Below are 26,265 nucleotides of genomic sequence, written 5' to 3'. Positions count from 1 at the left end.
TTTAAATATTCTATTTGACATAATATAAATTATAATACAAATTGATATATCTAAAAAAGAGTGGATAGCGCGCTTTTCAGCGCTATTTGACATAGTTACAGATATAACCCTTCGTTTTTTCTTTTGCTTATAATTCGCTTATATGGGAAAACGTGCAGGATGATTTTGTTTGAGCGATTTTCAGGAATTGTGTTTTTGTCTTGAAAATAAATCAAGGCTGCATAAAACTTTGGAAACACGGACGAGCGTTAAGAAAATGTCTAGAGACATTTTTAGTGAGTAGCGAGCCTGTGGCGTTGGCGCTCAATCGCTATATTTTAGAAAACATTCTAACTCTTAAGACTGTTTTGAACTAGTATTAAACCTTGTTATTGTTAAGAATATGTATTGCTAGACCTCTAAAATATGCACGCTCATTCCCCTATTGTTTTGATCAAAGTTTTCTGAGGCCGTTTAGCCAACGCTCCATCTCTGGGTAAAAGTGTCGATTCTATTTTACATAATATTTGAAAACTAAGATTTTAGTTTGTCAATCATATTTTCTAACGAATACTTTGCTAATTCTGGAATTGTGCTACTGGATACTTTAATCTCCCAATTAGATAAACTAGGCATTAAACTTACTTCATTATTTATTAATATATTGCTGTTTGATTGTGATAAATCTTCTGATGGAATTAAATAAACAACCTTTGGTTCTTTATCTACTATTAATACTAGAGCAATAAACAGTTTATTTCTTAATTCTCCTAAATCTTGTTTAGATAATTTAATACTGCGTTGTACGGTGTCTAAATCAATAGATTGTAGGTGTATTTGATTATCTCCAATTAAAAAATCAACTCCTTCCCCCCCATTTTGTTTGGGTTTTAATTCTAAATCTTAGTTTTTTAGTATTGATTTTATAAATTCTAACATAATACCAAATTAATAGTAGTTATTGAAATTATTGCATCCAAAGACAACATAATAATCCATCTGTACCAATTCGGAAATTATGTTCATATAATTCAGTTTCTAAATGTTCTTCTATTCCAAAATCTTCAGGAAACCAATCTAAAGCTTCAACTAGCACAGGTTTTTCTTCCAAACCTTGTCCGTTAAAAAAATCCCCTGCAACTGAACCCACAGGAGCTTTACTTCCATAGGATAAAAACTTAAGGGGGAAACCTGCGGATTCAGTCTTCCATTTTACTATTCCATTTTCCATATATATAATAGAAATCGAAAAGTCCCCCAAATCTTTATATTTTAATAATGTTGCAGTTTGTGATGTTCCAAAATATTCAGCCGTATCTCTAACTAAATCTAAACTCATTCCATTACCTTTAACTCTCAATTTGTATAAATCGCTTGGCATCAATAATTCAGAAGCAAATTGATTAGCTTCTATTTCGTGTTTGCCATTTGCATACCATTCATTGAGTGTCTTATCAGTATCTGAAAATAATTTTGAAAGCCCTTTATGTAAAGTCAAATGCCCAATTTCGTGAGCGAGTATAAATTTTTTCCTAGACTCAAAGCCTACTTTAGAATCAATTGTTATAATTGCGTTATTACCATTCATCAAGATCCTTCCATCCGAACCTTCTAAATTAGATTCTTTTACATATGCATTAGATGCAAATGCAATTTCATTTAAACTCAAATCTCCTGGTTTTGACCATCCTAGAGAGTTTAGTAGCTTATTTGCTGCTATTTGAGCCTTATTTAATACCATCTTCGTCTTCCAATTTATCTTTTATAGAAGAAATAAATGTTAAGAAGTCTTGGTCTTCATTAATAGCTTCAATATCTTTTTCGGTTAGTTCTTCAAACTTACTAAACAGCTTAACCATTTCAACTCTTTCTGCAGGAGCAAATAATTCTTGTAGTTTTTCCAAACCAACCTTTTTCAACGAAATAAACTGTTCTTTAAGTTCTTCAAATTTTCTCTTCTTCAGTATTGCCTTTGCTTTAGTTCTATGAAGCATTACATTTTTTAAATGTACAGAGATAAAAGGATTTTCGTCATTGAGTTCACTAACAAAATCAGCAGGCTCCTTATGGTAGTTAATTTCCATAAATAAGCCATAAAGATTTCTTAATGTTTTTAATGCGTTATCGGTTTCCATTATCTTTTATTACTTCTTTTTTTATTTGTCTTAATAATTTTTCTTTTATTTTATCTAACTGTTTGGGTGTTATTCCAATTAATTCTGCAATATCCTTCCTTGTATAACCTTCTTTAATACATTCCCAAAACATAATTAAATCATCATCATTAGATTCTAAAATGAATTCTTCTATTTCTTTATGTAGCTCTTCTATTTTTAATAAATCTTCTTCATTTATTTCTTCATCTCCTTCAAGGTCGTAAAATGTACTTTCAATATCTTGAGGTACTTCGGTAGTAGTTAATTGATGCTTACCATCTTTTAATCTTTCTTCATTTTTATCTTTAGCTTTTTTATAAGATTCTACAACAGTGGATATTCTGCTATTTATTATTCTAATTAATTGCTGTGGCAAATCAAAATCATCTTTCCATTCCCAATTGCCATAAATTACACTCATATAAGCAAAATTCAAGTAATATTCTTTTGCTGGTACTCCTAGATTTTCAGATGTATGAGCTCCAAAACTAGTTCTATTCCATAATCTGTAATTCAAATGCTTTTCAGCTTTTCTTAAAGCAATTTCCCACTCAACATTACTAACCGTATTTAGTTTTATTGAATTACTTTCAAAAAAAGTGCCAGCACCTTCTATAGTCATATTAATTGCAAATTTACTTTTCACCCCATTTTGGGGAACTTTTATTTTCTACGGTTAATAGTATTATGTAGATAGTTACCAGTTAGTAATCTACATAAAAAATAATATACAATATAAGAAAGGAGGTGTAAAATATGGCTAAAGATGCAGAAGGAAGAAAATTCAATAGAATTCCTGGTTATACAAAAAAAGTTGGAGGAAAAACAATAAAGGTTAAACCTCACGTAAGAAGTAACAGAAGTGATAGTAAAGGTAAATAACAGTAACCTTAATATTAAAAATTAAAATCTGTCTATTGATTAATTTTTGTAGACAGGTTTAAAATAAAAATCATAAAATATATAAACAATGATAAAATTAGAAACATTTAACGAACATTTTGGTATTAAAAGTAATGCCACAGAACACCTAAACATTTTAATGGAAAATGATTTAGAAGCATTTATTGACCCATATCATATTGCAAATAATTTAGATAATATGATTGCAAAAAAAATGTATATAAGAAGTAAATCTTTTTTAGAAACTTTAAATAGAACATTTATAATCTCTAATGACAGAAATAACGGATTAAAATTTTTATCACATTTAGGAGAAGCTAATGAATATCATTTAGGCTATTCTCATAATAATAAAGGGAAAGGAATTGGGCATACAAAAGCAGAAATAATTTTTGATTCATTAAGAGCAAATAAGTTGGTTAAAGCAGGAATTACAGTAACCAATGAAGCTCACAATGTGTTATTATTGGTAAAAGGTATTGGACAAGATAATATGTCGGATACTTTAGCAAACGTTTGTAGAGATATTCTAGCTGAATTTACATTTCAGCAATGTTTAAAGTATAATATTGATGTTGAAGAAACTAGAATTGAATATTACGAGCATTCTTCAAAAAAATGGGTTAGCAAAAAAGTAATGTTACCTCATTATAAAGGAAAATGTATCATTCTAGTTCCTCAGTTTTTGACAAGTGGTCAAAGAATTTATACGAATCATTATAATTGGTTTATTTCTAGTAACTATTTATCTAAAGACATTTTAGATGGAACCATTAATACGGATGGAAACGATAATTTTATTAATGAGTTAAAAGATGGCACTAAAAAAGCTATAATAAAAAACATTAATAATCATTACAGAAAACCTAAGCACAAACTAATCGAATATGTGAAAAACTATAATGGTTCTTTGATTGATTTTCAAGACTATGTAAAATCCCATTATTCATCAATAGATATAGATAAATTAATACAGCTTTACGGTAAAGCATCATAAGAAGTTCTTTCCTTGGGAAAGGACTTCTTGTCTTTTCCAATTTAAATAACAGAAAGAATTATTCAATTTTTAGTTTTTTTATTATGTTTTCAAGAGCTTTAGATTGGTTTTCAGTCAACTTTCCTTTTCTTTCACAATTCTGTTTGAAAGAATGAACAAAATTTGTATCAAACCAAGTATTGTTTTTAGCCCATTCCAGAACTAAATTTATTCTTGAAAAGTTTGAATTAGATTCATAACTAGTAAAATCAATAAGCTTTTGGTTTATTTTTTTACGTATCTCTAGTTGTTTGTAAGAAAATTTACGCTTTCTCAATGTGTCCAAATAAAATTTATATTCAAAGTCAGATAATACTTTTTTATCAAATAAATATTCTAATACTTCTGGACTCATACTTTTAGTTGGGTCTTCTTTTAATCGTTTAATTGATGTGAAAATTTTATTCCCTTCGTCAATTCCTAAAAATTTATTCACGCAACAATTTCCAACTTCAGTTTGTTTCTTATTTATGGTGTTTTTAATAACACAAACATTTTTAATTGGATAGTGTCCACAAAGACACCTCTGTAATTCATCACTATAATATGCATATTCAAAATTCCACTCATTTTTTGCACTATGCCAGTAATCTGACTCACTAAGTTTTATTATTTCCTTTGTTAATTTGAAGTGCATTAAATTTATATCATCATTTAAGTTATTGACTATAAAACAAATATAAAAAATTAACAAGAAGTTATTTATGGAATTCCGTAATTGATTGAAAATTAGAGAGAATAATCCCATTCCATACACATTCCCACTTCGCTCCTATCGTCGCTTCGGGCAAAGCGTATTCCATTACATTTTTAAAGAACGTTTTAGAAAGAAAAAAATAAAGAAGATTAGTACTGGTAAAAGCTTTTTACCAAAGCAAAGTTACATAACGCAGAACATTATAATACAAATAGGATATATGAGTAAAACGGCGAATAGAACTTTTTCGGTTCTATTTTACATAGATGCAGATATAGCGCCTTCAGGTCTATATCGTCACTTACAGCTGTAAAATGCTTTGTTTTTTCTTTTGCTTATAATTCGCTTATATGGGAAAATGTATGGGATGATTTTGTTTGAGCGATTTTCGCGAATTGTATTTTTGCGTAGAAAATAAATTAAGGTTGCAAAAAATTCTTGTAAACAATAATCGTCCAATTCATTTCTGTAATGTCCCCACCACAAAAGCGATTAACTATATCTATAAAAGTCCAAGGCATATTACTGCTCACTTACAGTTTTTATTTACCTTAGAAGTTCCAGAAAAATGATCGCAACATATGAGTAAACAAACCAAAGAGTTCGACCACTTAAAATCGGTAGATGAAGAACAGCTACCCGTAGGAAAAAACAAATTAAAAGATTGGACGCATTTTGCTGGTCTCTACGCTGCAGAGCACGTAGCAGCAACAGAGTTTGTTATTGGGGCAACTTTTGTTGCACTGGGTGCCAAAACTTCAGATATTATTCTAGGCTTGTTAATTGGTAATATTCTAGCTGTATTAAGTTGGAGATTCATCACCTCCCCTATCGCTGTAGAAACGCGTTTAAGCCTCTACACCTATCTTAATAAGATTGCGGGTGACTCGATGACCAAGTTATATAATTGGGCAAATGTGATTATCTTTTCTGTTATTTCGGCGGCGATGATTACGGTATCGTCTACGGCGGTACGTTTTGCATTTGATATCCCAGCACAACTTAATTGGTATCCCACAAATGCTTGGTTTGTATTGATTGTATTGGCAGTGGGTATTGTTGTGGTTTCCATCGCTCTTTATGGTTTTAATGCTGTTTCTGAGTTCTCTGGGCTTTGTGCGCCCTGGCTATTTGTAATGTTTACAGGAGGTGCAATGGTACTGCTGCCTGCATTGTCTCTAGATGTATTAGATAAAACCATACCGTCAAATTGGGCAGATTTTATGACGCTGGGTAATCAGTCCATCTGGACAGGTATTAATAGCGATGGAGAAACTGGAATTGGACTTGTAGAAGTTATCGGTTTTGGATGGGCGGCAAATACAATTACCCATTTTGGACTGGTAGATATGGCATTGTTACGTTTTGCCAAAAAGAAAAACTATGCCTATGCTTCTAGTACGGGTATGATGTTTGGTCACTACGTTGCGTGGATTGCTGCAGGAATTATGGGAGCTGGTGCTGCCGTAATTTTAGGCAAATCTATTGTAGAACTTGATCCAGGTGATGTTGCTTATTACGCTTTAGGTTGGTCTGGGTTTGTCATTGTGATTGTTGCAGGATGGACTACAGCAATAACAAATTTATATAGGGCAGGTCTCGCAGCGCAAGCCATTTTTTCAAATCATTCTAGAAAGAAAACAACCATCGTCGTAGGTTTAGTTACCGTGACCATCGCTTGTTTTCCTTTTGTATTCTCACAGATTTTACCACTCCTCACCTATGCAGGATTGCTTGTAGTACCAGTAGGTGCGATTGTATTTACAGAGCACCAAATCTTCCCTAGAATAGGTTTTACAAGATACTGGTCATCATACCGCAAGCTTAAATTTAGTATGCCGGCTGTTGCCTCTTGGGGATTAGGCTTGGTTTTTGGCTTCGGACTGCAAGCGCTAGATGTAATATCCTTTTACTACCTCTTTATCCCTACTTGGTTCTTTACCATCGCTATGTACACCTTCCTTGCATCTAGATATGGGGCAAAAGATAGTTATACAGAAGAGGTAAAAGAAGAAGCACTTAGAGAGGAAACTATAAAACGTTTTCAAGAGCAACAAGCCGCACAAGAAGATGTGCAGGTTAAGGATACTTCTATGTTTTCAAAGACATTAAAATTCCTAGCAATTTCAGCACTTGTAGCTAGTCTAGCCCTGGCTTGCAATGTGATGTTTGGCAGTGCTTCAGAGACAGAATATATTGACAATAGACAACTATTTTATACGTACACTTTTATATGTACTATCCTTTATTTTGTATTAGCATATTGGGCATTACGAAGAGGAAAAATAAAAAACGCAACTATCTAATGGGAGAATTGACACCACTTAATCAAGAAAATCTATCGAAAATAGGCAAACAAATATCAGTACCTACCTATGATCGTTCGCCAGATAAGGCGGGCATTGTACACATAGGCGTAGGTGGTTTTCATCGCGCGCATCTTGCATACTATGTGCATCAACTCAGACAGCTGGGCGAAGCATCAGAATGGGAAATTTGCGGGATAGGCTTGCGCCAAAATGATCAAAAACTTCACGATATTTTCAAGAAACAAGACCATCTCTACACCTTGATGGTTCAGCATCCAGACGGAAAAAAGGAGGCAGAAGTCATTGGCTCCATTGTAGATTTTAAAATGGGTACAGATAGCCCTGAAGCTGTAATCACCCGTATGGCAGCGCCTGAAACTAAGATTGTTTCATTGACTATTACTGAGGGTGGATATAATTTTAATCCTAATACAGGTGAATTCAATTTTGAAAATCAGCAGATTCAGCACGAACTCGCACATCCTGACGACCCAAAAACAGTATATGGTTTTCTTACAGCATCCTTAAAGAGACGTCGTGATGAAGGACTACCTGCCTTTACGGTGCTCTCTTGTGACAATATTGAGCATAACGGCAATATGATACAGAAAATGTTGCTCGCTTTCGCGAAAGCGCAAGACCCAACACTAGCACAGTGGATTGAAAAAGAGGTGAGTTTTCCCAACAGTATGGTAGATCGTATCACGCCAGTAACCACGGAAGAAGACATCAAATTACTAGCAGAAACTTATGGTGTGGAAGATGAATGGCCCGTTACCTGCGAACCTTTTATACAATGGGTGGTAGAAGATAATTTTTCTAATGGAAGACCCGCTTTTGAAAAAGTTGGCGTCAAGTTTGTACCCGATGTAGTACCATATGAGAAAATGAAATTACGCCTGCTTAACGCTGGACATTCTGTGTTAGGACTTTTAGGAGTGCTGCACGGCCACCCTACTATAGATGTATGTGTACAAGATGAGCTATTTGCACAGTATTTACGTGCCTTTTTTGACAAAGAAGCAACACCCGTTTTAGGTGAGATTAAAGGCATTAATCTAGCAGATTATAAAGATAGCTTACTGGAGCGATTTGGGAATCCAAATATTAAGGATAGTGTAGATCGTATCTGTTCAGAGAGCTCGGCAAAGCTTCCAAAGTTTTTAATTGCAACTATTCAAGAGAATTTAGCTGCTGGTGGAAGTATCAAATATGCAACACTTGTTTTAGTTGCTTGGTGTTATTATAGTGACAAGCAAGAAAATCAAAATGGGCAAAAACTAGTCATTCAAGATGAAATGAAGGAGGAGTTGTATCAAGCAGCAAAGAAGACTACAGAAGATGCTTTAAGCTTTATAAAGCTGGAATCTATTTTTGGAAACCTTATTGATAACAAAAGATTTACAGATCTATACACGGAGATGGTCAATCGTTTTTACAATGACGTTGATATCAAAAAGTATATGCAAGAGCTGTTGTAAAGAGCCTTAGTTGATTCTCCTTAACTCTATTTTTGACAGTTAAAGTGATTGATACTACTCAAGGTGTGAGCTTTGGGAATAGAAAGCAATAAAATGCTACGCTGTAGAAGTTATACACTTTAAGAAGCTAGGTACTTTTTACGAGAGAGAGAGATTCTTTCTTATAATATCCTCTAGAGCTTCTTTATCTACAGGTTTATTTATGATAGCACATATTCCCACATTGTGACATCGTTCTTTAACCTCGCTAATTTCTAGTGCTGTTAATGCAATGATAGGGATATTTTTATTTTCTGTGGAGATTACTTCTGAGGCTTCAAATCCATTCATCACAGGCATATTGAGATCCATAAGTATTAAGTCAAAATGGGTGTTGTTGCATTCTTTTATAGCCTCTTCTCCATTTACAGTAATGGTACAGCTGTGACCCAATGAGCTTATTAGTTTTTGGGTTACTAACTGGTTGATTTTGTTGTCTTCAACTACTAGGATATGTAAACTCTTATGTATAGAAATATCGTCTAACTGATTGTCTTCATTTGTAATTTCACATTCTAGTGTAAATGAGAATTGTGACCCTAAACCTATATCACTAACTACAGTTAATTTACTACCCATAACCTCTATCAATGACTTAACAATAGGCAGTCCTAAACCAATGCCGTACGCGGTGTTTTCTTCTGAGTTACCTTGTTTAAAACTATCAAAAATAACTGCTAGATTTTCTTTAGAAATTCCTGTTCCTGTATCTGAGACTTTAAATGTTATAAGATCTTTGCTTTTTTCTCTTTTTGATAAGCTTACACTTAGAGTTACGGTACCTTTTTGAGTGTTTTTTATCGCATTATCAATAAGCTTTAATAGTACATCAGAGAGATTTACTTCATCCAGCATATAATACGCGTAAACCTCTTCTTTAATATCTAATATCAGTTGAGTTTCTTGTTGATCTGCGAGATATTTTAATGAGTTTACAACGTTCTCTAGAAGGGTTTTTATATTGACCTTAGATTGATTGACTTTGATTTTATTAGACTCTACCTCGTTAATTTTTAGAATATTATTTACAACAGATTTTAAATGATCTCCAGAGAATTTTAAAGAGTTTAGAAGTCCTTTTTTCGTCTTAATAATTGAAGGATTCTCCATAAGCATCTCAGTTATGCCTACAACTCCATAAAGTGGTGTTCTTAAATCGTGACTAATATTTACCAGTAGCTCTGATTTGATTTGATTTGCGTGTTCAGCTTCATTTTTTGCTTGCAATAAGGCATCATTTTTTTTCTCAAGTTGTGTAAAAGATAACCGTCTCTTATAATTATAAAATACAAGAAAGCAAGTACTTAAGAATAATAGTATACCAACTCCTAATATGGCGATAAAATTAGATTTTAATTGAGATGCTTCTGCTTTTTGTTGAAACTCTTTTACTTTAAAATCTGCTTCAACCTGCTCTATTTGAAGAGTTTTTACCTCATTAAAATCTAAATCTTTATAATAAAAATGTTTTTTTAGACTTTCTAATGCTAAATCATATTCCCCTCGCTCTTGATGTATCTCACTTTTAAAATCATAAACATCTATAAGCTCTCTAGTAAGGGTATGCTCCTCTCCTATTTCTAGCGCTTTATCAATATATGTTAGCGCAAGTGTATGGTTTTCCTTTTGGTTGTAATAGATAGCAAAGTTTAACTGTTGTAAGAGTTCATAGATAGGATCTTCTTCTTGAATTGTAGGTAATAACTTATTAGCTTCTAAAATGTAGGGATAAGCCTTATCTGGATCTTTAAAATTAAGATACATACCAGCTATATTATAGTAGGTGTAAAAAGAATGCTCAGTGTTACCTGCTTCTAATGTATAATCTATTGATCTTTCAAAGAAAGCTGCAGCCTTGTCTGCAGTGGCAATATCCATAGAATATATATTACCGAGACCATTAAGTGACGCTACGTTTACAAAGTAATCGTCTGTATTTTTATCTAATGCGAGGTTGTAGTATTTTTTTGCATCAGCATAATCTTTTATAGCTTGATAGGTATTGGCTAGACTTACGTAGGCCTTTGCCTGTAGTGATTTATCCTTATACTGATTTGCATATTGCACAGCAGAGGTGGCATATTGTAGCCCCTCTTTGTAGTTACCGCTTATGTTTTCATCTTTAGATAAAGACAGAAGAACAGTTACACTATCTACTACTTTATTATTACCAGTCTGGCAATACACGAGCCCACCGTAACAACATACTATTATGATAATGAGGAGCTTGTTTTTCAAGAGAATTATTTTTTGGGGTGTTAAAAGATAGACAAGAATAGTCTAAAAACTAAATAAAAAATCATTTTTACGACTAAATACATACGATATTACTTTTCTTACTTCTTTAAATTCAAGTGCTTACATAATAAGTTGAGCACACTGTTTTTATAAATAAAATGAGCTTCTCATCTCCACTAGTTCTCATTTAATCTAAAATTTGTTATGTTGTCATTTTTCAAAAATCACACTGTTGAAGGGTGACAATGACACGTAAATATTTTAAATAAGTAAATGCACTATGTAAGAAGACTATAGGAGCTTTAGTCCTTTTTTTTGTAAGTAACTATTTTGCAGTGTATTAAAATTAATTTTAAAATTTCTTGTTTGCTATGTAATTGTATCTATACATTTACCCGTCAATAAATGCAGCAGCAAAAACACTATATAGCACTTTTCTATATTGCCTTGATTATGGTTTTCAAGGTGGCGGGTTTGCACGCGTTTACACATCATACAGATGATGGCGGCATAGACCATTGTGAAGTTTGTGAGATTACCTCAATAACTAACTTCACCCCACTACTTGAGACAGAAATAGCTCAAGTGCCGGTTCCAGAAGCTGTTTACATAGCTACTTCGCTTACAAGCGCAACTGGTACCATTAGTTTTGAGAATAAGTATTTCTTAGATACATCTCGTACGAGGCCTCCCCCTGCCCTATCTTAATTTATTTTGTACAACTATACAATTATCTCTCTACATAGAGGAGATACTTTTTGTTACAGGTCTACTGTGGCTAATCATCATATATGATTATCTACAATCTACACATATAGAGCATTTTATGCTCTTGTATGGTGTCCATTATAAAACTTCGTACGGGTTACTCCCTTGATTATATAACGCTTTTATAGGCAGCATCTGGCTGTACCTAGTAGTGTTTATACAGTTTATATCACATTTTTAAATTTTTGATTTTATGCTAAGAGCATTGAATATTACAAAGTCCTACAATGGAAAAGAGGCGCTTAAGGATGTTACTTTTAAAGTAGCTCAAGGCGAAATTTTTTGTTTACTGGGTCAAAATGGAGCCGGTAAAACAACGACTATCAATATCTTTTTAGGTTTTCTAAAAAAAGATGGTGGTCTTGCATATATAGGCGACAAGGAAGTGGGCGTAGATGACTGTAATCATCTTACGGCATATATCCCTGAGACAGTACAACTTTATGGAAACTTAAACGGTATTGAAAATCTAGATTTCTTTAGTAGGCTCGCTGGATTTAACTATACCTCAGAACAGCTAGAAGAATTTCTACTGAAAACTGGTTTAGAAAAAGAAGCCTACAACAACCGCCTCTCCTCCTACTCAAAAGGAATGCGCCAAAAGGTAGGTATCGCCATAGCCCTATCAAAAAATGCCGAAGTCATTTTTATGGATGAGCCCACATCTGGACTAGACCCTAAGGCAACAGCAGAGTTTACAAAGATTTGTAAAGAACTGACGGCTATGGGTAAAACCATTTTTATGGCTACGCACGATATATTCAACGCTGTAGAACTAGGGACAACCATAGGCATAATGAAAGAGGGTGTGCTTGCCCAACAACTCAAAGCAAAAGACATCAACGCAGAAGAACTCAACCAACTTTATTTACAAACTATTTAATCAAACACAATGAAACAAATTATTTTACTCTTATTACTCACCTTCTCTATGACTTCGGTATTTAGCCAAGTTTCGGTAGAGGGCTCTGTTAAAAATACAGAAAATGAGGTCATCTCTGGTGCCTCTGTGGTTTATACAAATCTTGCAACAGGACTACGCGATGGTACAGTTACCGATGCGGATGGAATTTTTCGCTTTAAGCTTTCTAATACTGGCAGCTATAGAGTATCTATAAGTTATCTAGGAATGTATTCTCAAGATATCAAAAAAGACTTCACAGAAGAAAAAGCCTATAACCTAGGGACACTTGTGCTAGAAGATAATGTAGATCAACTACAAACGGTTGAGATTTTAGGTCGTGTGAGAAAGGATTACAATAGTGATTACTCCTTTTCGGCTACTAAAATTGCAATCAAAAACAAGGAATTGCCTCAAGCTGTAGCTACTGTTACAAAAGAGCTTATAGGCGATCGTCTTGCTTTTCAACTACCGGATGCTGTTAAAACAGTAAGTGGTGTATCTGCTACAGGTTTATATAATCACTATAACATACGTGGAATCACTCAAGCAGATGATGGACAAGTGCTTAATGGGATGCGCACGCGTCAGTACTATTTCTTACAACCTATTACGTCACATCTAGAACGGGTAGAAGTTATAAAAGGTCCAGCATCTGTTACATTTTCAAGTGCAGATCCAGGAGGAACGGTAAATATGGTTACAAAAAAACCGCTTACAGAAAAGAGGAATGAAGTAAGTCTTACTGCTGGAAGCTTTGGTACACTAAGAGCTACGGCAGATTTTACAGGACCACTTAATGAGTCTAAAACTTTATTATATCGTTTTAATGCAGCATTTCAAGAGGCAGATTCTTTTAGAGATGTGGTAAACAATAATGCGATACTTATTGCGCCATCTATAAGTTTTGTTCCTAATGAGAATACCTCTCTTAATGTAGAGATGATTTATAATGACGCTGAGGGTAATCTAGATAGAGGCCAGCCTATCTTTGGGGCCATTAATGGTGAGTTTGATTTAGATAGTACACCAATAACAAGAAATGTAGGTGCATCAAACGATCATTACAAAAACAAAGAGGTGATCTTTATGGCAAACTTCAAACAGAAGTTTACAGAAAACTTTGGGTTTAATGCACAGTTTATGAAGCAAACCTGGGATGAAGATCTTGCAGAGCACAGAGTAGATGGTACGGCGGTAGATATAGAAGGTAACGTGATACCTACTCTTGCAAGAATGCGTTATGATAGAAGACAACAGTTCTGGGAGACAGATAACTTTAGTGGGTATTTTAATTACGACATTAAAAAAGGTAACATAACAAACAAAATTCTTGTGGGTTATGACGCAACTCGCTGGGAAAGACAGATAGGCGCTGGTTTCTTAAGAGCTAGAAGATACCTAACTGTTAGTGGTGGTCAGGCTAATTTTGACCCGAGTAACCCAGATAATTTTCAGCAAATGGTGGTAGATGGCGTTACTATGCCTGTACCTGCTGTTCCCCACTTTAATCTTGCAAATCCTTTTAATGGAGCGAGAAATACAGATAATTACAACCTTGCTGAATTAACTATACCAGCAAACCTCAATACTTCAAGCGGTATCTATGTTCAAAACCAGTTTAAGATAGCACGCTTTTCTGCCCTTGTAAATTTACGTTATGAGTGGTTTACCGATATATTTAACTATAAAGGTGACGAGGAAGAGTTTAAAACTAGTGCTTTTGTACCGAGACTTGGATTAACGTATGAAGTAACAGATGAGATTAGTGCATATGGAACATATTTACAAGGTTTTCAGCCTCATACAAACACGGTATCACTCTCTCCTACTGCCGAAGGTTTCTTCTGGGCTGCATCTCCAGCAAGATTTGACCCACTAGAAAGTAGCCTAACAGAAATAGGTGCTAAAGGTGAGTTTATGAATGGAAAAATATTTGCAAACCTTTCAATATTCAACATTACACAAAAGAATATTTTACTAGGTGACACCTATGATTTAGATAACCTTACTACAAGGGGTGAACAAAGAAGTAGAGGTTTTGAAACAGATATATCTGGGTATATATTGCCTAATCTTCAACTTACAGCTTCTTATGCATATACAGATGCAACAATAGAAGAAGATGCCATAGAAGAATTTATAGGAGCACGCATAGGTGGAGCACCTAAGCACAATGCAAACTTCTGGGGTAGATATGATTTTACATCAGATACTCCATTAAAAGGAATAGGTATAGGTCTTGGAGCCCAATATGTAGATGAGAGATTTACGTGGTACAACCCTACTTATGCTACAGATAGAGTGTTATTACCTTCTTATACAGTTTTTGATGGAGCAGTGTATTACAAACCAAATAGCTCAGGAATACAACTAACGCTTAAACTGAACAATATATTAGATGAGACCTACTGGTTAGGTGGTCTTAATCCATCTAGGCTTGGACCCGGAGCTCCAAGAAATGTATTGCTTAACGCATCCTATAAATTTTAAGAATGAGAAAAAAAGTAATCTCTTTAATAGCCCGCCAGCTATGGAAAGATGCCTTTAGATCCAAAGTTATGATTATAACTTTGGGTCTTATGGCCATCTTAATCCTATTTTCGTCATATACGGGCTGGCATAACTATGAGGACCAAAACCATATAAGAACAGATGTGCAAGAGGAAGTGCAAGAAAGCTGGGAAAACAACCCAGATAAGCACCCGCACCGTATGTCTCATTATGGATCATTTGCGTTGAGGATGAAGCACGAGCTAAGTGTTTTTGACCTTGGGATGGAAAACTTTGTGGGGAATGCGGTCTTCTTAGAAGCACACAAGCAAAACACGGTTAACTTTTCTGAGGTAAGTATGTCATCCGGACTACTACGTTTTGGCGAAGTGAGTCTTGCGATGCTACTTAAAGTGATTGTGCCATTATTACTTTTTTATCTAGGTTTTGCTTCAATCGCTAGAGAAAGAGAAAATGGAACTCTTAAACTTCTCATAGGTCAAGGGATTACAAGAAAAGAGATTGTTTTTGGTAAATGGATAGGCCTTTATAGTCTATCACTCTTATTTTTGGTGAGTATATTTTTAATTCTTTTCTTTTTTATTGTAGCGGCTTCACACGGTATGTGGTCACCTCAAAGCTTTATACGCTATGGGATATTATTTGTTTCTTATCTCGCTTTCTTCGGAATATTAAGTGCGATTACCATTTTAGTATCAGCATATTCTGCAACTGCGAAAGGAGCATTAGTTAAGTTGCTAGCTATCTGGCTATTATTTGTTATTGTATTGCCAAAATCACTTCAAGCTGCTGGGCACTACTTGTACCCTACTCCTTCAAAAATTGAAATGGAAAGAGCTGTAGAAAGTGATATGAAACTCGTAGGCGATAGTCACGATCCAGATGATGAGCATTTTAACGCTATAAGAGATTCAGTATTACGTGTGCACAATGTTAATGATGTAAATGATCTACCCTTTAATTATGGTGGTTATATTATGGCACAAGGAGAAGAGTTAAGTACAAAAGTATATTTAAAACATCAAGATGATTTGTACAACGTATACTCAAAACAGAATAATGTAGAGCGCTACTCAGCCTTTGTAAATCCATATACTGCGATTAAAAATGTGTCTATGGCATTTTCTGGTACAGATTTTCAATCTTATTTAAACTTCAAATCAGAAGCAGAGGCATACCGCTATCATCTAGCACAAGAGATGAACCAATTGCAAATGGACTTAATACCTAATAAAGGAAAAGAAGCGCCTAACAAAATTTCAAGTGAGTATTGGAAAAATTTTCCACCTTTTGAGTATGAGTTTTTAAGTGTAAATAAGGTGATACAAAATGAGCTTATCTCAATAATAGCCTTACTCTTATGGAGTGTTCTCGCCATTTTTGGTCTTTTAAAATTGTCTTCAAATCTAAAAGCTATCTAGATGTATACACTATTATTCAAGTCATTTTTTAGAACAAAGATTTTCCTCTTTAGTCTTGTGCTATTGCTAGCTCTTGGTATCGTAAGCATATTTATAGGAAAGCAATATCTCATTAAGCAACAAACTAATATTGAAGCGGCACAAGCGTTTCAAATAGAAAGTATAAAACAAAATGTAGATTATCACGGAGAAGACTTAGGTCTTTTATTATACTATCTTAGGTTTACCCTAATGAAAGAACCGTCAAATATAAATGCCATTTCTATAGGTCAGACTGATGTAAATCCTGCTTTACAAGCGGTCACTATACGAGGGCTTGAGGCACAAAAGTATGATACAGATTTTGAAAATCCATCCTTACTTATGTCTGGTAATTTAGATTTAGGTTTTGTTATTATTTACCTCTTTCCTCTTGTTCTTATAGCAATGAGTTTTAATCTATACTCAGAAGAGAAGGAACTAGGTACTTGGGGAATACTTGCAGCACAAACCTCGGCAAAGACTAAATTTTTAATGCAAAAGCTTTCGGTTAGAGCCATTTTTGTATTAACTATTTTTACATTTTTAATGGTTACGGCAAGTTTGGTATTACAGATACCGCTTGGAGCTCCACTTCTGGCTATTTATGTGCAAGGATTCTTATACCTTTTATTTTGGGTGGTTTTGAGTTTTTGGGTGGTCTCGTTTTTAAAGAATTCTAGCTTTAACGCGCTTATACTTATTTCTACTTGGGTTGTCCTCACAATTCTTGTCCCTGCTATTGTAAATAATTTTATCGTAAATGAATATCAACTCCCTGAGGCTCTTGATGCAATGGTAGAGCAACGTGATGGATATCACGAGAAATGGGATCTTGAAAAGGATGTTACAATGACAGGCTTTCTTGAAGAGTATCCTCAATATGCATCTTATGAGGTGCCGGAGGATGAATTCAGTTGGATATGGTATTACGGTATGCAACATATGGGAGATCTCACTGCAAAAGCGACCAGTAAAGAGCTCAGAGAAAAACTATTACTTAGAAATAAAGTAAGTACAAACATTGCACTTTTTGTACCTACAATGCACGCTCAACTTAGTTTTAATAAGCTGGCTGGTACAGATATGTTAAGTCATCTCAACTTTTTAGATGGACTCACAGAATTTCACAAAAATTTACGTGTTGGTTTTTATAAAAAAATATTTGATTTAAAAACAGCAGATGCGGTACAATGGGACAATTATAATGCGAAGTTTTATAAACACAACACAGAATTTAGCTGGCTATTGCTGTTACTTCCTACTATCATAACTATCCTAATCATCAGTATTTTTACTTTTTTAAACTTTAAGAAAATCTCATAAATCTTACAGGTAAAAATGTATGATGTGTTTTTAAAGCTTCTCCTTTGTGGGAAGCTTTTTTATGATAATTGTTTGAGATAATCATATATAAACAACATATTTCAGTCATTGAGAATTCCTAAGTGACTTAACCTAAATGCGCTAGGAAATGATATTTTAAATTGTGAATATCTATTACATAGCATCACTTTTTTGACATTTACAATACCCTATTTTTGGCAACCTTAAAACAAAATAGATATGAGCGCAACGTGGTACGAGTGTAAAGTAAAATATAGAAAACTAGATGAAGCATCGGGAACGCAAAAGGTTAAAACAGCACCTTTTCTAGTAGATGCAATTTCATATACAGAGGCCGAAAGTAGAATCACACAAGAGATGGCAGCTTACCTTCCAGATAGTGAAGAAATAAAAATTACAAACATCAAGGTGGCAAACTATGCAGAGATTCACCCTTTTGAAAATACCGACAGATGGTTTAAATCACGCGTATCTCTTATAGCTTATGATGAGGAAAGCGGTAAGGAGCGCAAAACGAGTCTATACCTACTCGTGCAGGCAAATGACGTTAAAGAAGCCTTTGAAAACACGGTTTCTACTATGAAGGATACTATGGGTGAATACACCATACCGGCCATTGCTGAGTCTCCTATAGAAGATGTTTTTCCATACTTTTCTGGTGAAGAAGGAGATCTAGAGCGTCTGGAAGAGTTTACAAGAGTAAAAGATTCTGTTCCTGCAGATAATAGTGAGAATGAAGAGCTGGCAATGGCAGATTCTCTTACTGGCGAAGAAGAATAAAAGATGCCATATAACTTTTATGAAGGCGGTTTACATCAAGTAGACCGCCTTTTTCTATTTACTATTAAAAAGTATAGGTACGCTTTCGCGAAAGCGTAAAAAAAGCCTCTCAATCAAGAGAAGCCTTTTTAAACATACATAGTCAACCACCAATTATTGGTGCTTTATCAAATGGGGAGATTTAGTTTATTGTGAGACCAAACCATAGCGCTACGTCTTGAGATTGTTGTGGTGCCTTTTTTTGACCACCACCCTGTCCTTGTCCACCGGGACGGCCTCCACCTCCACCACGGTTTCCTCCACCAGGACCACCTTGTGATCTACCGCCACCACCTAGAGACAAACCTCCACGGTCTTGAGGGCCTTGATTTTCTCTTTCGGGTAGTGGTGTAGAAATGATACCTAAAGTTAGTTTTTCAAAATCAATAGGATTCTCATCAATTTTTGAAACAGGTATTCTGAGTTTATATACAAGAATACCTCCTTGAGGTTCTTTTTGATAACTGTAGTTAATTGTGATATCTAGCGCATTAAGGTCTAGGTGAAACTCTTGCGCGCTGTCGTCTTTTATATAAACAGCTTTACGGTCTATATCTTCTATCATACGTGCAACGGGCAATTCTCTTTCTTCGTCAGAGTTTCTAGATTCTCTTTCGTTAGAATTTGGCGGAGTATTACCTAGTTTTTTTCGATCTAATGTAGGACTGCTTACTCCTACTCTTTTTTTCTTTTTTCCCTTTTTATCAAAATATACTGTAAAACCTCTTCTTAAAAATGAAGTGATAACCCCTTGATCTGCCGTGCGTATATCTACATAGATATACGTACCATCTGTGGTCGCAGTTGGTGTTATCTTAATATCCTTCTTTTTACGATAGTCATTAGGAGATGTAGCATTTACAAGGGCTACATTCATCACAATTAGTAGTATGGCTAGTGTTTTTGTCATAGTAAGCTTATCTTTTTGTTTGATAAATGTACTGTGATTAAACGTGTGCTTTTTTGATTTTAAGTCGTTACAGTATGACATTCTGTAAAAGCCGCTTTATACTCTGCGATTCTTTTATATAGCTGTATTACGCTTTCGCGAAAGCGTAAAAAAACTCCATAAACACTATTGTGCTTATGGAGTTAATAATACAGATCTTGTAAAACGAATATTATTTTTTTACTCGCTTTACATTTACAGCGCTAGGTCCTTTTTCTCCGTCTTCTACTTCAAATGTAACTTTGTCATTCTCTCTCAATCTTCCAGTTACGTTTGTAGTATGTACAAAAACCTCCTCGTCAGAATTGTCTATGGCAATAAATCCAAACCCTTTTTTTGTATTGAAAAATTTTACCTTTCCTTCTTTTCTTATCGATGCTTTAGTAGACCCAAAGAGTCTATTAAAAAATGCTTTAATCATTATATCTTAATTTTATTTTGGTTGTTTTAATTAAGTCCTAGTGATTGTAATCTCTTCTTCCTCATCACTATTTTTAATTTTTTACGTGGCAAATATCGTAAATACAAATCTCTTGTAAATCGTATTACCAGATTTTAATTCTTTCTTCTAGTGTTTTAAAGTTCTTTTGCCCCTCTTTTACATCAAAAGCTTCATAAAATGGAGTGAAGTTCATAAGTGGTCCATTTACACGCCAGATAGGTGGTGAGTGTGGATCTGTAGCTACATAATTTCTTAAATACTCATCTCTTGTCTTGACACGCCAGATACGCGCTACAGATAAAAAGAAACGCTGGTCTGGAGTAAAACCTCCTATTTTTGTGGTGTCTTGACCTTGCTTTGTTCTTTTAAAGGCATCGTAAGCGATAGAGATTCCGCCATTATCTGCCGTGTTTTCTCCTACTGTAAGTGCTCCTTTAAGGTGCACACTGTCAAGAACAGTGAAACTGTCGTACTGCTCAATAATTTGCTGTGTTTTTGCTTTAAACTTGGTATAGTCTTCTTCTGTCCACCAGTTTTTCACATTTCCTTCTTTATCATATTGAGCTCCTTGATCGTCAAAGGCGTGTGTAAACTCGTGACCTATTACCATCCCTATACCACCATAGTTTACGGCATCGTCTGCATATAGGTCAAAGTATGGTGCCTGTAATATTCCTGCAGGGAACACTATCTCGTTAAGTGATGGGTTGTAATAAGCGGTAACTGTAGATGGTGTAGTACCCCATTCATCACGGTTAGGTGCTTTATTAAGTTGTTTAAGTTCGTACTGGTAACTGTCATTGCGTAAGGCAACTACATTCTCAAAAAACTGATCTCTGTTTATCTCTACGTCATATGTTCTCCATACATCTGGATAGCCTATTTTTTTATTGATAGCAAAGAGTTTCTCCTTGGCTTTTACTTTAGTACTATCACTCATCCACTCCAGATTTTCTATGCGTTGCTCGAGTGATTTCTGAAAATTGTTTACCAGGTCAAGTGCTCTTTCCTTTGCTTCTTCATTAAAATATCGCTTTACATACAGCTGGCCTAAGGCAAATCCTATTTGTCTATCTACATTGCGCACCATACGTTTAGTACGTGACTGTTGCTCGCTTTGTCCAGAGATCACCTTAGTATATGCAAAAGAGGCATCTTGAAAAGGTGTACTTAATATATTATCGTGATTGCTTAAAGACTTTGCCTTTACATAAAGCTTTAAATCTTTGAGAGAAGTACTCGCAAGTACATCATTTACTTTATCATAGTATGCCGGCTGTCTCACATTTAATGAGTCTATATCTGTACCTAGCGTTGTAAAAATATGTTTCCAGTCTATTTGATTATGTCCATTATCTAGGTCTACCACAGAGACTTTGTTGTAATTATCTTTTATAACGCGACGCTGTATTCTTGTTTTATGAGAATCTGCAAGTTTTTTTTCTATAGCGTAGACTATTGCAGCGTTTGCAGTTGCTTCTGTGTCACCTACTAATTCAAAAAGTGTAGTTAAATACGTTTTATACGCATCTTGTATGGCTACAGATGAAGGATCTTCATTAAAGTAGTAATCACGATCTGGTAGACCTAATCCCGTTTGAGCTAGATGCAAGATGTTAAGCTTGCTGTTTTTTTGATCTGGTGAGATGTAAGGTGCTAGAAAGGAATAATCACCCGTTTTAATTTGATTTGCTACTACATCCATCAACTCCTCTGTAGTAGAAGTACCATCTATCTTTTCTAGCAGTGGTTGTATAGGCGTGATACCACGCTTATCAATACTGAGCGTATCCATACCAGAGGCATAAAAATCTCCCACTAGTTGCTCAACACTACCCTTGTCGTGTGATTGCTCAGAAACCTCTTCGAGTATATTTTTAAGAAGTTCTTGCTGTGGTATATTGAGAAAACGGTATGCTCCCACTCCCACTTGGTCATCTGCAATGACAGCATTATCATACCAGTTTTTATTTACGTGGTTATAAAAATCATCACCTGGAGCAATTTGTTCAGATATTCCGTCAAAGACTACCTCAGGGTGTGTTTCGTTTTTTTGCTCAGACTGCTCACAGGCTATAAAGCTAGCAGCAATCATTGAGAGATACCATAGTTTTTTCATAGTTGGTTGTGTTTGTTGTAATCTCGTTATTATTTAATCTTTCCAGCCCCAAGGCGCTTCTGGTGTGGCAATAGGCTCTGTGATATCCATCACTACTTTAAAGACACTATCGCGGCCTAGTCTTCTTAAATTATATGTAAAGGTGGTGTCATCTAGAGTTACCCACCAGACGTTTGTTGCTGCGGCAGGTATAAGTTGTTGTGTATGTGGATCTGCAGGAAAGAATTGAATATCTCCCTTCCCCATATTACTTGCTGTACCTCCATATTGAGTTACGGCATCTTCACTACCGTCCTCGTGGCGATGATCGTGTTTTAAAGTGATAATACCATCCTTCTTTGTAAAGACCCAAGTACGCGATCTATCTTCTCCTACAAAGAAAGGAACCTTTATCTCGTTATCTGAGCAAGAGCGCACGTGCATTACAAGTTCTTTACCGCCAAAGGCTTCATCATTTTCTGGTAAAGCAAGATGACCCTTGTAAGCTTTACCGCAATGACTAGCGAGTGTTTCCCAAAATATATCTGAAGGTTGCTTTTCTTGAGCAAATAGGTTACTAGTTATGATAAGACATACTAGTAAAAGGCTTTGTTTTAATGTCATAGCCAAAGCTAAGTAATAATTACAAAGCTATAATTATGTAAATGCAGTTAATTTAAGAGGTTGAAACTAGTGTGATTTACTCCTTTATCTCTAGCTTATACCCTACTCCGTGTATGTTTGTAAGCTTTATAGCAGGATCTGTCTGTAGTTTTTTTCTAAGTTTTGAGACGTAGGTATCTAGACTTCTACCTACAATCACCCCTTTATCTTCCCATACTTTTTTAGACAACTCTTCACGTTTTATCACCTCGTTAGGCCTACTAGCAAATAGGGTTAGTAGTTCACATTCCTTTTTAGACAAAACAAGTTCATCGGGTGACTTTACTAGTTTATGCTGTTCTGGATAGAAAGAAAAACTTCCTATAGTTACTATCTTTTCGGTACTGGGAAGGGTTTCTTTTTTGCTTTCGCGAAAGCGGAATCCTAAAAATAATAAAGCACCACCTGCTATAAATAATAGTCCCATCTTTGAATAGGATGTTTGAGGAGGGGCAATATTTTCTTCTATAAATTGAATTTTGATCGTATAACAATCTAACGGCAACTTGCGGCCAGAGCAGGGAACAATCGTGTTTTCAATGGTTTTATTGATTTCAAAACTATAAGCTACCTCATTATCATAGCACTGATAAACTTCGATAATATAATTTTTAGGAAACTGAGCTCTACTAAATTGCTCACTAGCGATGGCTACAAGCTGTTCTGGTAAGAAGGATAAATCACTAGAGAAAGCAAGTACATAAATGTCGCTCTCAAGTTGACGCACAGGTAGTATGCGAGATATAGTGTCTCGTTGTGCAAGTAATAGCTGGTTACCCACTTCGCGTATAACAATCTTACTGCGTTCTTCACGCATAGTAGCCGGCATATCGGCTTGAGGTAATAACCAAGATATGCTTGCACACATTACAAAAAGACATACTAATAAGAGTCTCGTTTTATTCATCTTATCACAAAGAACCGCCAAAAAATCGAGATTTTACAACCGTTGACAGTTCTTTTACATTCTTTTGACACTTTTGTAGCGGTGTGCTTCTAGTTTTACTTCCAAAATATTAAACCTATGTATAAGCTCATAAGCACACTCATTATTTTAGTAGTAACTTCTCAAATACACTCGCAAGTAGTCGCACCAGAAACTCACAATCTTGACACGGGTAAAAGCATCTTGCACTGGAAGGGGTCATACGTTTTTAACGTAAGTGAACACAATGGCGAGGTATACTTTAAAGATGGTTATCTCAACAGTATAAATGATAATGTGATAGGTGGTTCTTTTACGATAGATATGACGTCTATCACTAATGAAGATCATCTACATAACAGAGGTCCTGTGACGCATCTTAAAGATGAAGACTTCTTCTATATAGAAAAATACCCAGAGGCGAGTCTAACCATTACTTCTATTACATATTTTGAAGATACAAACACACACGAAGTATTTGCAGACCTTACTATTAAAGGCGTTACTAAAAATATAAAGTTTTATGCCATCTTAGATGGTCAAGCAAGATCCTTTAAAGCCCATTTTAAAATAGATCGTACGCGCTGGGGTATTACTTATAATAATGAAGTAAAGAACCGAGCCATCTCTGAAGCAATAGAATTTAAGGCAGACTTACAGTTTTAAGAGGTCTGCCCTGCAAGTAGCTTATCTATAAGTTCTTCCTTAGTAAGGTGGTGAAAAACCTTGTGTACTTTATCTCTTAGTTCTGGTGAGAGCTCACGATTAGGCTTTGTTTTAAAAATTTTACGCGCCCAGAGTATGAGATTATTATCTGCGATTTCTTGAGGTGACGCTTTCGCGAAAGCGGAAAAAGTGATTCCCAGCTCTTCTTCAAATTCTGGTATTTCTGCAACCTCTTCTTGTTGTAAAACAGTAAGCGCATAGCCTGTTTTTCCTGCTCTGGCAGTACGTCCCGTTCTATGTACATACATATCATAAAACTCTGGTAAGTGGTAGTTAACCACATAAGAGATATCTTTTACATCTATACCACGTGCCGCAAGATCTGTCGCTACGAGTATATCTATGTGACCTTCTCTAAACTGTCCCATCATACGGTCACGTATAGCCTGGCTCAAGCTACCGTGCAAGGCCCCTGAAGAAAACTTATTAATAGCCAGGTTTTTTGCAAGTTTATTTACAGCTGCCTTTGTCTTACAGAAGATAATACCACGCTCCCCTATTTTTGAGTTTAAGAAATGCATTAATACATCTAGCTTCTCTATAGGCTCCACCACTACATAATCGTGTGTGATTTTGTGACTAGCAAGATTTGCTCGCTCTGCAGTAATCTCTAGCGGATTTTTAGACAGGTAATTTTGTACGAGTTGTTTAACCGTACCGGGCATAGTAGCAGAAAATAAGAAGGTACGTCTATTATTAGGCATTGTCTCTACAATAACATCTATACTGTCTTTAAGAGCACTTACCATCTCATCTGCCTCATCGAGCACAAGATAATTGGCTTGAGAGATGTTTATTGCCTTACGCTCCATTAAGTCTATAAGACGTCCAGGCGTTGCAATTACAATCTGAGCGGGCTCTTTAAGACGTTCTACATTTTCTTTTACAGGTATTCCTCCATAAAACACCGCTGCCGATACTTCTGGTAATTGTGCCGCATAGGCTACAATGTTTGAGTATATCTGTTGTCCTAGTTCTCGTGTAGGGACAAGTATAACAGCCTGCACCGTAGGATTAGTACGATCTATAAGTTGCAATAAAGGCACGCCAAAGGCTAGCGTTTTACCAGTACCAGTTTGCGCTAGGGCCACGACATCCTTTTTTGAAGTAAGTAGTGCAGGTATGGCCTGCTGTTGTATGTCTGTAGGTTGTGTGATGTCAAGAGCAGCCAGTGCTTCTTGTATTGAGTTTGTGATTCCTAGTGCTGTAAATGTACTTGTCATATATAATGTGCCTTATAATCTGTTTACTAGATGTGCGTTTGTTTTATGCTTCTTGTAAATGTCTTTTTGACTTACGGTAGTTATGCTTAGGGTAAATACTACGCTTTGCAAAACGGTTAAGATTGCCTGCATTAACCATTTTTATGTACGTCTTTTTTGTCACCCCAAAGTACTCATAGGTAGTACCATCTGTAAATGTAACCTCAAGTAGTAAACCTTTATGCTGGTAATCTGCAATGGCGGCATTAGTTATGGTTTCTGTATATGCTTCAAGATTTGCTTCCTTAGTCTCAGGTGCCATACTTACTAGAAAGTGGTAACCATCTATGATGCGACGACTTTGCAGCTCTGCCTCTTCTTGCTTAGGATCTCCTGCTTGAAACTTATCTGGATGCCACTCTTTTACAAGGTTTCTATAGCTCTTTTTGAGCATTTTAAGATCTATTTCTTTTTCAACTCCAAAGAGTTTTTTGTATTCATTTATTCGCTTCATAATCAGGGCTTTTATAAGAGCGCGAAAGTACGCCTTATTTATGGTTTTAAGAGCGCGTTTATTTAAAGAAAATAACACAACAAATTACTTAAGAGCCCAGTACCGTCCTTTATCAAAAAC

23 protein-coding genes are annotated in these 26,265 nt (G+C 35.3%); 11 read left to right on the top strand and 12 right to left on the bottom strand.

Annotated elements, in window-relative coordinates; translation table 11 throughout:
- Positions 1 to 946 precede the first annotated feature (946 nt).
- Genes Q0948_RS08315 through Q0948_RS08305 form a run of 3 tightly spaced genes read right to left on the bottom strand, consistent with a single transcriptional unit; the run spans position 947 to position 2,757 of the window.
- On the bottom strand, positions 947 to 1,720 hold the full coding sequence (locus tag Q0948_RS08315; RefSeq protein WP_299231353.1) for an ImmA/IrrE family metallo-endopeptidase: 774 nt from the start codon (positions 1,718 to 1,720) through the stop codon (positions 947 to 949).
- The gene (locus Q0948_RS08310; protein ID WP_298350627.1) at positions 1,707 to 2,114 is read right to left on the bottom strand and encodes a hypothetical protein; all 408 of its coding nucleotides are present in this window, start codon (positions 2,112 to 2,114) and stop codon (positions 1,707 to 1,709) included. The genes Q0948_RS08315 and Q0948_RS08310 overlap by 14 nt, the downstream gene beginning before the upstream one ends.
- Complete coding sequence (locus Q0948_RS08305; RefSeq protein WP_298350629.1) at positions 2,101 to 2,757, bottom strand: hypothetical protein; 657 nt, start codon at positions 2,755 to 2,757, stop codon at positions 2,101 to 2,103. The genes Q0948_RS08310 and Q0948_RS08305 overlap by 14 nt, the downstream gene beginning before the upstream one ends.
- 134 nt (positions 2,758 to 2,891) lie before the next feature.
- Between Q0948_RS08305 and Q0948_RS08300 the strand changes: the two genes are divergently transcribed.
- A complete protein-coding gene (locus Q0948_RS08300) occupies positions 2,892 to 3,017 on the top strand; it encodes a hypothetical protein (protein WP_298350631.1) in 126 nt (41 codons plus the stop codon).
- Positions 3,018 to 3,105: 88 nt separating this feature from the next.
- Positions 3,106 to 4,035 carry a hypothetical protein gene (locus Q0948_RS08295; protein WP_298350633.1) on the top strand — a complete coding sequence of 310 codons (930 nt, stop codon included), beginning with the start codon at positions 3,106 to 3,108 and terminating at the stop codon, positions 4,033 to 4,035.
- Between the two features lie 58 nt (positions 4,036 to 4,093).
- On the opposite strand, the gene Q0948_RS08290 is transcribed toward Q0948_RS08295, so the two are convergent.
- Positions 4,094 to 4,711 carry a hypothetical protein gene (locus Q0948_RS08290; RefSeq protein ID WP_298350635.1) on the bottom strand — a complete coding sequence of 206 codons (618 nt, stop codon included), beginning with the start codon at positions 4,709 to 4,711 and terminating at the stop codon, positions 4,094 to 4,096.
- Positions 4,712 to 5,352: 641 nt separating this feature from the next.
- Here Q0948_RS08290 and Q0948_RS08285 point away from each other — a divergent pair.
- Together Q0948_RS08285 and Q0948_RS08280 are read left to right on the top strand one after the other, a co-directional pair.
- A complete protein-coding gene (locus Q0948_RS08285) occupies positions 5,353 to 7,077 on the top strand; it encodes a hypothetical protein (protein WP_298350637.1) in 1,725 nt (574 codons plus the stop codon).
- Positions 7,077 to 8,561, top strand: coding sequence for a mannitol dehydrogenase family protein (locus tag Q0948_RS08280; RefSeq protein WP_298350639.1), 1,485 nt, complete (start codon positions 7,077 to 7,079; stop codon positions 8,559 to 8,561). The genes Q0948_RS08285 and Q0948_RS08280 overlap by 1 nt, the downstream gene beginning before the upstream one ends.
- A gap of 138 nt (positions 8,562 to 8,699) precedes the next feature.
- Here Q0948_RS08280 and Q0948_RS08275 read toward each other — a convergent pair whose 3' ends face one another.
- The gene (locus tag Q0948_RS08275) at positions 8,700 to 10,838 is read right to left on the bottom strand and encodes a response regulator (RefSeq protein ID WP_298350641.1); all 2,139 of its coding nucleotides are present in this window, start codon (positions 10,836 to 10,838) and stop codon (positions 8,700 to 8,702) included.
- A 405-nt stretch (positions 10,839 to 11,243) separates the two neighbouring features.
- Here Q0948_RS08275 and Q0948_RS08270 point away from each other — a divergent pair, with 405 nt between their 5' ends.
- The 6 genes from Q0948_RS08270 to Q0948_RS08245 all read left to right on the top strand — a co-directional run bounded on the left by Q0948_RS08270 (position 11,244) and on the right by Q0948_RS08245 (position 18,587).
- Positions 11,244 to 11,546, top strand: coding sequence for a hypothetical protein (locus Q0948_RS08270; RefSeq protein WP_298350643.1), 303 nt, complete (start codon positions 11,244 to 11,246; stop codon positions 11,544 to 11,546).
- Positions 11,547 to 11,799: 253 nt separating this feature from the next.
- Positions 11,800 to 12,489 carry an ABC transporter ATP-binding protein gene (locus Q0948_RS08265; RefSeq protein WP_298350645.1) on the top strand — a complete coding sequence of 230 codons (690 nt, stop codon included), beginning with the start codon at positions 11,800 to 11,802 and terminating at the stop codon, positions 12,487 to 12,489.
- Positions 12,490 to 12,498: 9 nt separating this feature from the next.
- Positions 12,499 to 15,000, top strand: coding sequence for a TonB-dependent receptor (locus Q0948_RS08260; protein ID WP_298350647.1), 2,502 nt, complete (start codon positions 12,499 to 12,501; stop codon positions 14,998 to 15,000).
- Between the two features lie 2 nt (positions 15,001 to 15,002).
- Complete coding sequence (locus Q0948_RS08255; RefSeq protein WP_298350649.1) at positions 15,003 to 16,442, top strand: DUF3526 domain-containing protein; 1,440 nt, start codon at positions 15,003 to 15,005, stop codon at positions 16,440 to 16,442.
- Positions 16,443 to 17,786 (top strand): DUF3526 domain-containing protein, encoded by a 1,344-nt coding sequence (locus Q0948_RS08250; RefSeq protein ID WP_298350651.1) that lies wholly within the window; start codon positions 16,443 to 16,445, stop codon positions 17,784 to 17,786.
- A 240-nt stretch (positions 17,787 to 18,026) separates the two neighbouring features.
- Entirely contained in the window at positions 18,027 to 18,587 is a 561-nt protein-coding gene (locus Q0948_RS08245) for a DUF4494 domain-containing protein (protein ID WP_298350652.1), read from the top strand.
- A gap of 181 nt (positions 18,588 to 18,768) precedes the next feature.
- On the opposite strand, the gene Q0948_RS08240 is transcribed toward Q0948_RS08245, so the two are convergent.
- The 5 genes from Q0948_RS08240 to Q0948_RS08220 form a co-directional block, all read right to left on the bottom strand.
- A complete protein-coding gene (locus Q0948_RS08240) occupies positions 18,769 to 19,536 on the bottom strand; it encodes a hypothetical protein (protein ID WP_298350654.1) in 768 nt (255 codons plus the stop codon).
- Between the two features lie 211 nt (positions 19,537 to 19,747).
- A complete protein-coding gene (locus Q0948_RS08235; RefSeq protein WP_021779133.1) occupies positions 19,748 to 19,996 on the bottom strand; it encodes a cold-shock protein in 249 nt (82 codons plus the stop codon).
- Positions 19,997 to 20,120: 124 nt separating this feature from the next.
- Positions 20,121 to 22,136: a M13 family metallopeptidase gene (locus tag Q0948_RS08230; protein WP_298350656.1), complete on the bottom strand. Its 2,016-nt coding sequence runs from the start codon at positions 22,134 to 22,136 to the stop codon at positions 20,121 to 20,123.
- 33 nt (positions 22,137 to 22,169) lie between these two features.
- Positions 22,170 to 22,739 carry a hypothetical protein gene (locus Q0948_RS08225; protein ID WP_298350658.1) on the bottom strand — a complete coding sequence of 190 codons (570 nt, stop codon included), beginning with the start codon at positions 22,737 to 22,739 and terminating at the stop codon, positions 22,170 to 22,172.
- 76 nt (positions 22,740 to 22,815) lie between these two features.
- Positions 22,816 to 23,646, bottom strand: a complete 831-nt coding sequence (locus Q0948_RS08220; protein ID WP_298350660.1) for a winged helix-turn-helix domain-containing protein — start codon at positions 23,644 to 23,646, stop codon at positions 22,816 to 22,818.
- 156 nt (positions 23,647 to 23,802) lie between these two features.
- On the opposite strand from Q0948_RS08220, the gene Q0948_RS08215 reads away from it, so the two are divergent.
- Complete coding sequence (locus Q0948_RS08215; protein WP_298350662.1) at positions 23,803 to 24,369, top strand: YceI family protein; 567 nt, start codon at positions 23,803 to 23,805, stop codon at positions 24,367 to 24,369.
- Here Q0948_RS08215 and Q0948_RS08210 read toward each other — a convergent pair.
- Positions 24,366 to 25,652, bottom strand: coding sequence for a DEAD/DEAH box helicase (locus Q0948_RS08210; protein WP_298350664.1), 1,287 nt, complete (start codon positions 25,650 to 25,652; stop codon positions 24,366 to 24,368). The genes Q0948_RS08215 and Q0948_RS08210 overlap by 4 nt on opposite strands.
- 43 nt (positions 25,653 to 25,695) lie before the next feature.
- On the bottom strand, positions 25,696 to 26,145 hold the full coding sequence (locus tag Q0948_RS08205) for a KTSC domain-containing protein (protein ID WP_298350666.1): 450 nt from the start codon (positions 26,143 to 26,145) through the stop codon (positions 25,696 to 25,698).
- Positions 26,146 to 26,265 lie beyond the last annotated feature (120 nt).

This window comes from uncultured Dokdonia sp., from assembly GCF_947496725.1.
GTDB lineage: Bacteria > Bacteroidota > Bacteroidia > Flavobacteriales > Flavobacteriaceae > Dokdonia.
This window is presented reverse-complemented; position numbering and strand designations above follow the sequence as displayed.